Here is a 13,829-nt window from a genome sequence, read left to right on the forward strand (position 1 = left end):
TTTTCCTCATCTTGTTTTTTTCTTGAACGGATTATGCTGGCGAATCAGCGATCGTCATCATGGATCGAGGACGGGTGACGACACAGCGCCATGACCTCGATCTCCATGCAGGGGTAGAGCGGCAGTTGCATCAGAGTGTCATGCAGAGCCTGGGCGTCGGCCACGTCGAACACGCTGACGTTGGCGTACAGCCCGGCAATTCGCCATAGATGGCGCCAGGTGCCCTCGCCCTGCAGACGCTGAGCCAGCTCTTTTTCATCGGCCTTCAGGCGGGTGACCTGTTCGGCCGGCATATCGGTGGGCAGTTTTACGGTCATGCGCACATGGAACAGCATGGCAACGTCCTTTCGGTAAGCATCAACGACGGCGGAAGTGCTGCAGACGCTCTTCATCGAGCGTCACACCAAGGCCGGGCGTGGTCGGAATCTTCAGTTCGAAATCGCGGTACACCGGCACCTCGACGAGGATGTCCTCGGTCAGCAGCAGCGGCCCGAACAGCTCGGTGTGCCACTCCAGCTTGCTGAGGGTGGCGAAGGCATGGGCCGAGGCCAGGGTGCCGACACTGCCTTCGAGCATGGTGCCGCCGTACAGAGCGATACCCGCGGCTTCGGCGATATGGGCGCTGCGCAGCACGGCGCGCGGGCCACCATTCTTGGCGATCTTCAGGGCGAACACCGGTGCGGCGCCGGCACGGGCCAGGTTGAAACTGTCTTCCACGCTCTCGATGGCTTCGTCGGCCATGATCGGCGCTGGGCTGCGGGCGCTGACGCGCGCCTGGGCCTGCACGTCCTGGCGAGGAATCGGCTGCTCGATCAGATCGACGCCGGCATCGCCGAGCGCCTGGCAGGCGCGCATGGCCACCGCTTCGCTCCACGCCTGGTTGACGTCTACCCGAACGCTGGCACGGTCGCCCAATGCGCGCTTGATGGCCGCTACGTGGGCGATATCCAGCGACGCATCGCGGCTGCCGATCTTCAGCTTGAAAATCCGGTGGCGACGCAGGTCGAGCATGCGCTCGGCCTCTTCAATGTCTGTGGCGGTATTGCCACTGGCCAGCGTCCATGCGACTTCCAGACCGTCACGCACACGGCCACCGAGCAGCTCGGCAACCGGCAAGCCAAGGCGCTTGCCCTGGGCGTCGAGCAAGGCGGTTTCCACTGCCGAGCGGGCGAAGGTGTTGGCGCGCACGTTGCGGTCGATGCGCAGCATCGCGGCGTTGATGTTGCCGGCCGGCTGGCCGATCAGCAGCGGTGCGAAGTAGGTATCGATGTTGGTCTTGATGCTTTCCGGGCTTTCCCCGGCATAGGCCAGGCCACCAATGGTGGTGGCTTCACCGACACCTTCGATACCGTCACTGCAGCGCAGGCGCAGGATCACCAGGGTCTGCCGCTGCATGGTGTGCATCGCCAGCTTGTGCGGGCGAATGGTCGGCAGATCGACGATCAGGGTCTCGAGGCTTTCGATCAGGGGAACGCTCATTGGAAGTGATCCGTGTGCAGGTCAGAACGACTGGCAAAAGGCTGCGAGACGCAGCGCTGCGGCGCCTCGCTCAGAAGGCCAGCCAGACGCAAGAACGCGGTGGAGGAGCAAAGGATGCGAGTCATCACGAGCATATCCTTCAGGTTTTATTTTTGTTCCGGCACAGATTGACCTCAGCAAATAAGCCAGTCCAATATTGAATCGGTCTGGTTTCATACCCTGGAGGTATCATGGAGCTGCGCCACCTGCGTTACTTCCGCGTGCTCGCGGAAACCCTTAATTTCACGCGCGCAGCAGAACGCCTGCATATCGCCCAGCCGCCGCTGAGCCGGCAAATCCAGCAATTGGAAGATGAGTTGGGCGTGGCCCTGATCGAGCGCGGCAGGCCGTTGCGCCTGACCGAGGCTGGTCGGTTCTTCTATGAGCATTCCGTGCAGCTGCTTGAGCAGCTTGGCCGCGTCAGCGAAGACACGCGGCGGATCGCCGAAGGGCAAAGACGCTGGCTGGGAATCGGCTTCACTCCTTCCACACTGTATGGCGCACTTCCGGAGCTGATCCGTCAGCTGCGCAGCGAGGCCGCCATCGAGCTGGGGTTGTCCGAACTGATCACCCTGCAGCAGGTGGAAGCCCTCAAACGCGGCCGCATCGATATCGGTTTCGGGCGCATCCATATCGAGGACCCGGCCATCGTGCAGGAGGTCATTCGTGAAGATCCACTGGTCGCCGCCCTGCCCGCTGGCCATCATCTGCTCGCCGCCCCCGCATCGTTGGAAGACCTGGCACGGGAACCGTTCGTGCTCTATCCAGGCACGCCAAGGCCCAGCTATGCCGACCATGTGCTCGGGCTGTTCGCGCGCAATGGCTTGAAGATTCGCGTAGCACAGATGACCAACGAGCTGCAGACCGCCATTGGCCTGGTGGCCGCTGGCATCGGCATCACTTTGGTGCCGGCTTCGGTACAGCGCCTGCACCGCGACGATATTGGCTACACGCCCCTGCTCGACGTCAGCGCCACCTCGCCGATCGTCATCAGTTACCGCAAGGATGACGATTCACCGCTGCTCAAGCGCTGCCTGAATCTGGTCAAGCATCTCGATCCGGAGTGACCACCCTGCGATACGGCCGCCGGGGCGGAATCACCTTGGAGGACCAGGCTTTCGGACCCTGTGCGATTTAGCCGAGGTGATCGCCCGCCTGCGGCTGAAACTCGATTCGAAGCTGAATACCTGAACGACGCCCACAAAAAAGGGCGACCGAAGTCGCCCTTTTTCTGGATTACCAGAACTTAGTTCTGGTTTTCCATTTGCGCGCGGATCAGATCACCGATGGTGGTCGGACCGGAAGTTTCAACTTCCTGCTTACGCATTTCCTTGATTGCTTCTTTTTCGTCTTCAACGTCTTTCGACTTGACGGACAGGCTGATCACGCGGCTCTTGCGATCCACGCTGATGATCTTGGCCTCGACTTCTTCGCCTTCTTTCAGAACGTTGCGCGCATCTTCAACGCGGTCACGGCTGATTTCGGAGGCTTTCAGAGTGGCTTCGATGCCGTCGGCCAGGGTGATGATCGCGCCCTTGGCGTCAACTTCTTTCACAGTACCGCGAACGATAGTGCCTTTGTCGTTGACTGCAACGTAGTCGGAGAACGGATCTTCTTCCAGTTGCTTGATGCCCAGGGAGATGCGCTCACGCTCTGGGTCGACCGACAGGATGACGGTTTCCAGTTCGTCGCCCTTCTTGAAGCGACGTACGGCTTCTTCGCCGACTTCGTTCCAGGAGATGTCGGACAGGTGAACCAGACCGTCGATGCCGCCGTCCAGACCAATGAAGATACCGAAATCGGTGATCGACTTGATGGTGCCGGAGATCTTGTCACCCTTGTTGAACTGACCGGAGAAATCTTCCCATGGGTTGGTTTTGCACTGCTTGATACCCAGGGAGATACGACGACGCTCTTCGTCGATGTCCAGAACCATGACTTCCACTTCGTCGCCAACCTGAACGACTTTCGACGGGTGGATGTTCTTGTTGGTCCAGTCCATTTCGGAAACGTGTACCAGGCCTTCCACGCCTTCTTCCAGCTCTGCGAAGCAGCCGTAGTCGGTCAGGTTGGTCACGCGCGCAACAACGCGGGTGCTTTCCGGGTAACGCGCCTTGATAGCAACCCATGGGTCTTCGCCCAGTTGCTTCAGGCCCAGGGAAACACGGTTACGCTCGCGATCGTACTTCAGAACCTTGACGTCGATCTCGTCGCCAACGTTGACGATCTCGGACGGGTGCTTGATACGCTTCCAGGCCATGTCGGTGATGTGCAGCAGGCCATCGACGCCACCCAGATCCACGAATGCGCCGTAGTCGGTGAGGTTCTTGACGATACCTTTGACCTGCTGGCCTTCCTGCAGCGATTCCAGCAGGGCTTCGCGCTCTGCGGAGTTTTCGGCTTCCAGGACGCTACGACGGGAAACGACAACGTTGTTGCGCTTCTGGTCGAGCTTGATGACCTTGAATTCGAGCTCTTTGCCTTCCAGGTGAGTGGTATCACGCACCGGACGGACATCGACCAAGGAACCTGGCAGGAACGCACGGATGCCGTTAACGTCGACAGTGAAGCCGCCTTTAACCTTACCGTTGATAACGCCCTTGACCACTTCCTCAGCGGCGAAAGCTGCTTCCAGGACGATCCAGCACTCGGCGCGCTTGGCTTTTTCGCGGGACAGCTTGGTTTCACCAAAGCCATCTTCAACCGCGTCCAGCGCAACGTGGACTTCGTCACCGACCTTGATGGTCAGCTCGCCTTGTTCGTTGAAGAACTGCTCCAGAGGGATGACGCCCTCGGACTTCAGGCCAGCGTGAACGGTAACCCAGTCGCCGTCGATGTCGACCACGATGCCAGTGATGATGGCACCCGGCTGCATGTCCAGGGTTTTCAGGCTTTCTTCAAAAAGTTCTGCAAAGCTTTCGCTCATGTTGATTCCTGTTGGATCGGGCGGGGATTCGCCCTGCTCCGCATTCCAGACAATGCGGGTTTATTCATATAAAAGAAGGCCTACGGGACTAGGACTGGTATCCCCGTATGCCTCCCCTGCGAGCCGAAAATGGCTCTTTTCAACCGGCGAGGTCGCGATTGGCGACTTCGCTCAGAATTCTTTCCAGCACCTGCTCGATGGACAATTCGGTGGAATCCAGCTGGATCGCGTCGGCTGCCGGCTTGAGCGGAGCCACCGCACGCTGGGTATCACGCTCATCGCGTGCCCGAATCTCATCAAGAAGACTCGCGAGATTAACATCATCGCCCTTCGCCTTCAACTGCAGGTAACGTCGATTGGCACGTTCCTCGGCGCTGGCGGTCAGGAAAACCTTCAGTGGGGCCTCTGGAAACACCACGGTGCCCATGTCACGACCATCGGCCACCAGGCCCGGCGCCTCGTTGAAGGCGCGTTGGCGCTGCAGCAGCGCATCACGCACCGCTGGCAGTGCCGCGACCTGAGAAGCACCGGCACCGATCTGCTCGTTACGGATGGCGTCGGTCACCTCCTCGCCTTCGAGGATGATGCGCTGTGGCTTGCCGTCACCGGCAGCGAGGAACTGCACGTCGAGGTGCGCGGCCAGCAGCTTCAGCGACTCTTCGTTGGTCAGGTCGACGCCATGATTGCGTGCGGAGAATGCCAGCAGACGATACAGCGCGCCGGAATCCAGCAGGTTCCAGCCCAGCTGCCTGGCCAGCAGACCGGCAACCGTGCCCTTGCCCGAGCCACTCGGCCCGTCGATGGTAATGACCGGCGCGTTGACGCTCATTGCTGCCCCTCCACGGCCACACGAATGCCAACCTGCTCGGCCAGAGCCAGGAAGTTGGGAAACGAGGTGGCGACGTTGGCGCAGTCATGGATGCGGATTGGCGCCGTCGCACGCAGCGAGGCGACGCTGAAGGCCATGGCGATGCGGTGGTCGCCGTGGCTGTGCACTTCGCCACCGCCAATGGCCTGGCCACCGTCGATGATGATGCCATCTTCGGTCGGCTCGACCTTCACACCCAGACTGGTCAGGCCGTCGGCCATCACCTGGATACGGTCGGACTCCTTCACGCGCAGCTCTTCGGCGCCACGCAGTACGGTGCGACCTTCGGCGCAGACCGCAGCGATGAACAGTACCGGGAACTCGTCGATGGCCAGGGGCACCAGCGCTTCGGGAATTTCGATCCCCTTGAGCTTGGCGCCGCGCACGCGCAGGTCAGCCACAGGCTCGCCCCCGACTTCACGCGGGTTCTCCAGGGTGATGTCACCGCCCATCAGGCGCAGAATCTCGATCACGCCGATACGCGTCGGGTTGATGCCGACATGCTCGAGCAGCAGGTCAGAGCCTTCGGCGATGGAAGCCGCCACCAGAAAGAACGCTGCCGAGGAAATGTCCGCCGGCACTTCGATGCGGGTAGCCGTCAACTTGCCACCGGCCTGCAGGGAAGCCACCGGCCCGTTGGACTCGACGGCATAACCGAAGCCGCGCAGCATGCGCTCGGTGTGGTCACGGGTCGGCGCCGGCTCGGTAACCGTGGTCACACCTTCGGCGTACAGACCCGCCAGCAGCAGGCACGACTTAACCTGGGCGCTGGCCATCGGCAAGGTATAGGTCAGTGCCTTGAGCTTCTGGCCACCACGGATGGTCAGCGGTGGGCGACCGTCCGGGCCGGTCTCGACCACGGCCCCCATTTCGCGCAGCGGATTGGCCACGCGGTTCATCGGGCGCTTGGACAGCGATGCATCACCGGTCATGGTCACATCGAAGGGCTGGCCAGCCAGCAAGCCGGACAACAGGCGCATGGAAGTGCCGGAATTGCCTACGTAGAGAGGACCGGGTGGCGGCTTCAGGCCGTGCAGGCCAACGCCATGCACGGTCACGCGGCCATGGTGCGGCCCTTCGATGACCACGCCCATGTCGCGGAACGCCTGCAGGGTCGCCAGGGCGTCTTCGCCCTCGAGAAAACCTTCGACCTCGGTAGTGCCTTCGGCCAGGGAGCCGAGCATGATCGAGCGGTGGGAGATGGACTTGTCGCCTGGAACGCGGATACGCCCACGGACATTGCCACCAGGATTAGCCAGGAAAACCAGATCGTTCGAGTGCATAGCGTCCACATAGGCCCGACGGGCCAGTATTTTGCTGAAATGTTCGCGGGCCACGCGGGCGCGAGTGAATACGCCCAGCAGGTGATGCCCGTCCCCTGCGTCGACCGCATCGCGCAAGGCGTCTAGGTCGTCGCGAAATACATCCAGAGTACGCAGCACCGCCTCGCGGTTGGCGAGGAAGATGTCGTGCCACATGACCGGATCACTGCCGGCGATTCTCGTGAAATCGCGGAAGCCGCCGGCGGCATAGCGGAAAATTTCCAGATTCTCGTTGCGTTTGGCCAGCGAGTCGACCAGACCAAAGGCCAGCAGATGTGGCAAATGACTTGTGGCAGCGAGCACCTGATCGTGGTGCTCGACCTGCATGTGCTCGACGTCGGCGCCCAGCTCGCGCCACAGTTGATCGACGCGCTGCAGCGCAATCGCATCAGTCTGCGGCAGCGGCGTGAGGATCACCTTGTGGCGCTTGAACAGCTCGCCATTGGCCGCCTCCACCCCGCTCTGCTCGGAGCCGGCAATCGGGTGGCCCGGCACGAAGCGCGCCGGCACGCCACCGAAGACCGCATCCGCAGCGCGCACCACGTTGCCTTTGGCGCTACCCGCATCAGTGAGCACGGCATCGCCCAGATCCAGCCTGGCCAACTCGCCGAGCAAACACTCCATGGCCAGGATAGGGACCGCCAGCATGATCACATCCGCGCCCTGACAGGCGGCAGCCAGCTGCTCCTCGCAGCGGTCCACCACCCCCAGCTCGACGGCCATGCGGCGCGCCTGCGGATCCAGATCGACGCCAACGACCTCGCGACACACGCCACGGGCACGCAGGCCCTTGGCGAAAGAGCCGCCGATCAGCCCGAGGCCAACCACGACCAGGCGCTGGACCAAAGGCTTGTTTATCGGTGTCATGCCTTCGGTCACGCGTTGAGCACCTTGCGCAGCGCTTCCAGGAAGCGGGCGTTCTCGGCCGGCAGGCCGATGGAAACGCGCAGGTGGTTGGGCATGCCGTAGCCGGCGACTGGCCGTACGATCACTCCCTCGCGCAACAACCCCTGGTTGATCGCAGCGGTATCACGAGCAAAGTCGATGGCCAGGAAATTGGCCTTGGACGGAATCCAGCCCAGGCCCAACTCGCGGCAACCTTCCTGCAATTGCAACATGCCAGCTGCGTTGATTTCACGGCTGCGGGCCAGATACTCGGCATCGTCGAACGCTGCGCAGGCCGCGGCCAGTGCGAAGCTGTTGACGTTGAACGGCTGACGCACACGGTTCAGCACGTCGGCGACCTGAGTCGAGCTGAGGCCGTAGCCAACGCGCAGCGAGGCCAACCCGTAGGCTTTGGAGAAGGTGCGCGAGACCAGCAGATTGGCGTGCCCAGCGAGGAAGTCCAGGCCATCCGGCAACTCGTCGCCGTCGGCATATTCGATGTAGGCCTCGTCCAGCACCACCAGCACGTTTTCCGGCACGCCGGCGAGGAAATCGCGCAGCGCCTGGGTGTCGAACCAGGTGCCGGTCGGGTTGTTGGGGTTGGCGATGAATACCACACGGGTGTCGGCATCGATGGCCGCCAGCATGGCCGGCAAGTCGTGACCGAAGTTGACCGCCGGCACGACCTTGGCCTGCGCGCCAACGGCCTGGGTAGCGATCGGGTACACGGCGAACGCGTGCTCGCTGAACACCGCATTCAGACCTGGGGCCAGGTAGGCGCGGGCGACCAGCTCGAGAATGTCGTTGGAGCCATTGCCCAGGGTGACCTGAGCGGTGGAGACGCCGCAGCGCTCGGCCAGCAGGGTTTTCAGGGTGAAACCGTTGCCGTCGGGGTAGCGAGTCAGCTCGTCGAGCTCGGCACGAATTGCCGCCAGCGCCTTGGGGCTCGGGCCGAGCGGATTCTCGTTACTGGCCAGTTTGACGATGCTGGCCGGATCCATGTTCAGCTCGCGGGCCAACTCGTCGACCGGCTTGCCTGGCACGTAGGGGGAAAGTTTCTGCACGCCTGGCTGGGCCAGGGCGATGAAATCACAAGACATAGCTGCAAGCCTCAAGCTATACGCCGCAAGCTAGAAGCCAGAACGCCGCTCATTTGCAGCTCGTGGCTCGCAGCTTGCAGCTGCTGTTTAAAGTACCGCCTTCGGGTAGGAGCCCAGCACCTTGAGCGCCACGGCTTCCCCATTGATTTTTTCCAGCACGTCCTTGATCAGCGGATCGCGGTGGTGACCGACGAAATCGATGAAGAAGGCGTAGGTCCACTTGCCGCTGCGCGACGGACGGGTTTCGATGCGGGTCAGGTCGATGTTGTTCTGGTGGAACGGCACCAGCAACTCGTGCAGCGCGCCTGGCTTGTTGCGCATGGAGACGATCACCGAGGTCTTGTCGTCGCCGGTCGGCGGGACTTCCTGGTTGCCGATGATCAGGAAGCGCGTGGAGTTATCCGGGCGATCCTCGATCTTCTCGGCGAGCCGGGTCAGGTCGTACAGGTTGGCGGCCATGTCACCGGCGATGGCCGCCGAGTTCCATTCACTCTTCACCCGGCGGGCGGCATCGGCGTTGCTGGAAACCGCCACGCGCTCGACGTTCGGGTAATGGGCGTCCAGCCACTTGCGGCACTGGGCCAGAGACTGGGCATGGGAATAGATGCGGGTAATCCGGTCGGTCTTGGTGGCGTCGCCGACCAGCAGATGATGGTGGATGCGCAGTTCCACTTCGCCGCAGATCACCAGATCGTGCTCGAGGAAGCTGTCGAGGGTGTGGTTGACCGCACCTTCGGTGGAGTTCTCCACGGGCACTACACCGAAGTTGACGGCGCCGGCCACCACTTCGCGGAACACCTCGTCGATAGCCGCCATGGGCTGACTGATCACGGCATGACCGAAATGCTTCATGGCCGCCGCCTGGGAGAAGGTACCTTCCGGGCCCAGATAGGCGACCTTCAGCGGATTCTCCAGCGCCAGGCAGGAGGACATGATTTCACGGAACAGCCGCGCCATTTCCTCATTGCCAAGCGGGCCGCGATTACGCTCCATCACCCGTTTGAGCACCTGAGCCTCACGCTCGGGACGGTAGAACACCGGCTGCTCGCCAGCGGGCAGCGAGGCCATCTTGACCCGCGCCACTTCTTCGGCACAGCGTGCACGGTCGCTGATCAGTTCGAGAATCTTCTCGTCCAGGCTATCGATGCGCAGGCGCAGAGCCTGCAGCGCCTGATCGGTGTTCGCATCCGCAGTCATCAGCCGTGCTCCTTCTCGAACTCCGCCATGTAAGCGACCAGGGCCTGCACGGCATCCAGGCCCACTGCGTTGTAGATGGACGCACGCATGCCACCCACCGAGCGATGGCCCTTGAGGTTGAGCAGGCCACGGGCATCGGCACCCGCCAGGAACGGCTTGTCGAGACGCTCGTCAGCCAGACGGAAGGGTACGTTCATCCACGAACGGGCATTGCTGGCGATCGGGTTGCTGTAGAACTCGCTGGCGTCGATCACGCCGTACAGCAGTTCCTTCTTGGCCTTGTTGCGCTGCTCCATGGCGGCCACACCGCCCTGCTCTTTCAGCCACTCGAAGACCAGCCCCGAAAGGTACCAGGAGAAGGTCGCCGGGGTGTTGTACATCGAGCCGTTGTCGGCAGCGATCTTGTAATTGAGCATGGTCGGGCAGGCGCTGCGCGCGCGGCCGAGCAGGTCTTCACGGATGATCGCGACCACCAGCCCGCTGGGGCCGATGTTCTTCTGAGCGCCGGCATAGATCAGGCCGAACTTGGAGATATCCACTTCACGCGAGAGGATATCGGACGACATGTCGACCACCAGCGGTACGTCGCCAGCCTCGGGGATCCAGTCGAACTGCAGGCCACCGATGGTTTCGTTGCTGGCGTAATGCAGGTAGGCGGCATCCTTGGACAGCTGCCACTCGTTCTGCCCGGGAATGGCGAAGTAGTCGTAGGCCTTGGCGCTGGCGGCGACGTTGACGTTGCCGTAGCGGCGGGCCTCCTCGATGCTCTTCTTCGACCAGATGCCGGTATCGATGTAATCGGCAGTACCGTCTTCAGGCAGCAGGTTGAGCGGTATTTCCGCGAATTGCTGGCTGGCCCCACCTTGCAGGAACAGCACCTTGTAGTCGGAGGGAATGGTCAGCAGATCGCGCAGATCCTGCTCGGCCTTTTCAGCGATGGCCGTGTATTCGTCACTGCGGTGGCTCATTTCCATGACGGACAGGCCTTTACCCTGCCAGTCTAGAAGTTCGGCCTGGGCACGCTGCAGAACGGCTTCGGGAAGCGCGGCCGGGCCGGCGCAGAAGTTATAGGCTCGCTTGCTCACAATTCACTCTCGCTTGACTGTCTGGTTACAGCGCTACATCTATCTGGCGAAATGTTGCCTGCAGCACCAGGGTGCTGCAGGCAAAGCGGCGCGCTTACGCGTCGCGCTCTTCGCCTTGCTCGTCACCTTCCGCTGACGGCTCATCGCCAGCAACGGCCTCGTCGAGGTCGGCGACGACGATCGGATTGCCCTCTTCGTCCAGCGCCTCTTCGATGTCCTCTTCGGATGGCTCCTGCACACGCTCCAGGCCAACCAGTTTCTCGTCCTTGGCCAGCTTGATCAGGGTCACGCCCTGCGTGTTACGGCCGGAGCTGGAAACTTCGTCGACACGGGTACGCACCAGGGTGCCCTGGTCGGAAATCAGCATGATTTCCTCGCCGTCCTGCACCTGGATGGCACCGATCAGCGCACCGTTACGCTCTTTGGTGATCATGCCGATCACGCCCTGACCGCCACGACCACGGCGCGGGAACTTGGAGAGCGCCGTGCGCTTGCCGAAACCGCGCTCGGAAGCAGTGAGAATCTGCGCACCGGACTCGGGGATCAGCATGGAGATCAGGCGCTGTTCCTTGCCGATACGCATGCCGCGAATACCGCGGGCACCACGGCCCATGACACGCACCACGCTTTCAGCGAAACGAATCACCTTGCCGGAGCTGGAGAACAGCATGACTTCCTTGGCACCGTCGGTGATGGCGGCGGCGATCAGGGTGTCACCTTCCTTGAGCTTCAACGCGATCAGGCCGTTGGAGCGCGGACGGCTGAATTGCACCAGCGGGGTTTTCTTCACGGTACCGGAGGCGGTGGCCATGAAGATGTAGGCACCGGTCGGTTCGGCCACCAGCTCGGCGGTCTCGCCTTCGACTTCTTCGATCTCGGCGACTTCAGCCACTTCTTCGGCGTCCACGATCTCGCCTTCGAGCACGGCATCGTCGCTGTCGTCCACGTCGTCGGCGCCGGCTTGCTGCTGCAGGGCTTCGAGGTCGATCTGCAGCATGGTGGTGATGTACTCACCCTCGTCGAGTGGCAGCAGGTTGACCAGTGGACGGCCACGGGCAGCACGGGACGCTTCGGGAATTTCGTAGGTCTTGAGCCAGTACACCTTGCCCTTGCTGGAGAACAGCAGCAGCGTGGCGTGACTGTTGGCGACCAGCAGGTGAGCGATGTAATCCTCATCCTTGACGCCAGTCGCCGACTTGCCCTTGCCCCCGCGGCGCTGGGCCTGGTACGCGGTCAACGGCTGGGTCTTGGCATAGCCACCATGGGAAATGGTCACTACGCGCTCTTCTTCGGGGATCATGTCGCCGAGAGTCAGGTCCAGACGGGAATCGAGGATCTCGGTACGGCGCTTGTCACCAAACTCGGCCTTGACCGCTTCCAGCTCCTCACGAATCACTTCCATCAGGCGCACGGCGCTGGTGAGGATGCGGATCAGCTCGCCGATCTGGGTGAGGATTTCCTGGTACTCGGCCAGCAGCTTCTCGTGCTCGAGGCCGGTCAGGCGGTGCAGGCGCAGATCCAGGATCGCCTGGGCCTGTTCCGGCGACAGGTAGTACTTGCCATCACGCAGGCCGAACTGCGGATCGAGGTTCTCAGGGCGGCACGAATCGGCACCTGCGCGCTCGACCATGGCTTCCACGGCGGTGGATTCCCACGCGGTGGTGATCAGCGCTTCCTTGGCCTCGGAAGGCGTCGGCGAGGCTTTGATCAGGGCGATGACCGGGTCGATGTTGGATAGCGCAACGGCTTGGCCTTCGAGGATGTGACCGCGCTCACGGGCCTTGCGCAGTTCGAACACGGTACGCCGGGTCACCACCTCACGACGGTGCAGGACGAACGCGTCGAGCATGTCCTTGAGGTTGAGAATCTTCGGCTGACCGTCGATCAGGGCTACGACGTTGATGCCGAAGACGCTCTGCATCTGGGTCTGGGCATAGAGGTTGTTGAGGATCACCTCGGGCACTTCGCCGCGACGCAGCTCGATGACCACGCGCATACCGTCCTTGTCGGACTCGTCGCGCAGCTCGGTGATGCCTTCGAGCTTCTTCTCCTTGACCAGCTCGGCGATCTTCTCGATCAGGCGCGCCTTGTTCAGTTGGTAAGGCAGCTCGGTAACGACGATCTGCTGGCGACCGCCAACCTTGTCGATGTCTTCGACCTCGGCGCGGGCACGGATGTAAATCCGCCCACGACCGGTGCGATAGGCTTCAACGATACCGGCGCGGCCATTGATGATGCCTGCGGTCGGGAAATCCGGCCCCGGGATGTACTGCATCAGGTCATCGACCGTCAGCTCCGGGTTGTCGATCAGGGCCAGACAGCCGTCGATGACTTCGCTCAGGTTGTGCGGCGGAATGTTGGTCGCCATGCCCACGGCGATACCGCTGGAACCGTTGACCAGCAGGTTGGGGATCTTGGTCGGCATGACCGCCGGGATCTGCTCGGTACCGTCGTAGTTGGGTACCCAGTCGACGGTTTCCTTGTGCAGGTCTGCCAGCAACTCGTGGGCCAGCTTGGTCATGCGCACTTCGGTGTATCGCATGGCTGCGGCGTTGTCGCCGTCCACCGAACCGAAGTTGCCCTGGCCATCGACCAGCAGGTAACGCAGCGAGAACGGCTGAGCCATACGCACGATGGTGTCGTAAACGGCGGTATCACCGTGCGGGTGATATTTACCGATCACGTCACCGACCACACGGGCGGATTTCTTGTACGCCTTGTTCCAGTCGTTGCCCAGCTCGCTCATGGCGAACAGCACCCGACGGTGCACGGGCTTGAGACCATCGCGCGCATCCGGCAAGGCACGCCCGACGATCACGCTCATGGCGTAGTCGAGGTAGGACTGTTTCAGTTCGTCTTCGATGTTGACCGGGAGGATTTCTTTGGCCAGTTCGCCCATGAGTAGCCTGATTCCTTTTTTCTGGTGAA

At 62.0% G+C, this 13,829-nt stretch carries 10 protein-coding genes; 1 reads left to right on the forward strand and 9 read right to left on the reverse strand.

Features of this window, described 5'->3' with window-relative positions; genetic code table 11:
- Positions 1 to 44: 44 nt before the first annotated feature.
- Both catC and FHR27_RS09230 read right to left on the reverse strand, forming a co-directional pair.
- Positions 45 to 335 carry a muconolactone Delta-isomerase gene (catC, locus tag FHR27_RS09225; protein ID WP_179538421.1) on the reverse strand — a complete coding sequence of 97 codons (291 nt, stop codon included), beginning with the start codon at positions 333 to 335 and terminating at the stop codon, positions 45 to 47.
- Positions 336 to 357: 22 nt separating this feature from the next.
- A complete protein-coding gene (locus FHR27_RS09230) occupies positions 358 to 1,479 on the reverse strand; it encodes a muconate cycloisomerase family protein (protein ID WP_179538422.1) in 1,122 nt (373 codons plus the stop codon).
- 230 nt (positions 1,480 to 1,709) lie between these two features.
- Between FHR27_RS09230 and FHR27_RS09235 the strand changes: the two genes are divergently transcribed.
- Positions 1,710 to 2,585 (forward strand): LysR family transcriptional regulator, encoded by an 876-nt coding sequence (locus FHR27_RS09235; protein WP_179538423.1) that lies wholly within the window; start codon positions 1,710 to 1,712, stop codon positions 2,583 to 2,585.
- Between the two features lie 179 nt (positions 2,586 to 2,764).
- On the opposite strand, the gene rpsA is transcribed toward FHR27_RS09235, so the two are convergent.
- From rpsA to gyrA, 7 genes are all read right to left on the reverse strand, one after another.
- Positions 2,765 to 4,444, reverse strand: coding sequence for a 30S ribosomal protein S1 (gene rpsA / locus FHR27_RS09240; protein ID WP_042554069.1), 1,680 nt, complete (start codon positions 4,442 to 4,444; stop codon positions 2,765 to 2,767).
- Between the two features lie 139 nt (positions 4,445 to 4,583).
- The gene (gene cmk / locus FHR27_RS09245) at positions 4,584 to 5,273 is read right to left on the reverse strand and encodes a (d)CMP kinase (RefSeq protein ID WP_042554068.1); all 690 of its coding nucleotides are present in this window, start codon (positions 5,271 to 5,273) and stop codon (positions 4,584 to 4,586) included.
- Positions 5,270 to 7,480, reverse strand: coding sequence for a bifunctional prephenate dehydrogenase/3-phosphoshikimate 1-carboxyvinyltransferase (locus FHR27_RS09250; RefSeq protein ID WP_179540073.1), 2,211 nt, complete (start codon positions 7,478 to 7,480; stop codon positions 5,270 to 5,272). The genes cmk and FHR27_RS09250 overlap by 4 nt, the downstream gene beginning before the upstream one ends.
- A 29-nt stretch (positions 7,481 to 7,509) precedes the next feature.
- Positions 7,510 to 8,619 (reverse strand): histidinol-phosphate transaminase, encoded by a 1,110-nt coding sequence (hisC, locus tag FHR27_RS09255; protein WP_042554067.1) that lies wholly within the window; start codon positions 8,617 to 8,619, stop codon positions 7,510 to 7,512.
- An 87-nt stretch (positions 8,620 to 8,706) separates the two neighbouring features.
- Positions 8,707 to 9,816 (reverse strand): prephenate dehydratase, encoded by a 1,110-nt coding sequence (pheA, locus tag FHR27_RS09260; RefSeq protein ID WP_179538424.1) that lies wholly within the window; start codon positions 9,814 to 9,816, stop codon positions 8,707 to 8,709.
- Entirely contained in the window at positions 9,816 to 10,901 is a 1,086-nt protein-coding gene (gene serC, locus FHR27_RS09265) for a 3-phosphoserine/phosphohydroxythreonine transaminase (RefSeq protein ID WP_042554065.1), read from the reverse strand. Before serC ends, pheA begins: the two co-directional genes overlap by 1 nt.
- Before the next feature lie 94 nt (positions 10,902 to 10,995).
- Positions 10,996 to 13,800 (reverse strand): DNA gyrase subunit A, encoded by a 2,805-nt coding sequence (gene gyrA / locus FHR27_RS09270; protein ID WP_179538425.1) that lies wholly within the window; start codon positions 13,798 to 13,800, stop codon positions 10,996 to 10,998.
- Between the last annotated feature and the right edge of the window lie 29 nt (positions 13,801 to 13,829).

It is taken from the genome of Pseudomonas flavescens (assembly GCF_013408425.1).
Lineage (GTDB): Bacteria > Pseudomonadota > Gammaproteobacteria > Pseudomonadales > Pseudomonadaceae > Aquipseudomonas > Aquipseudomonas fulva_A.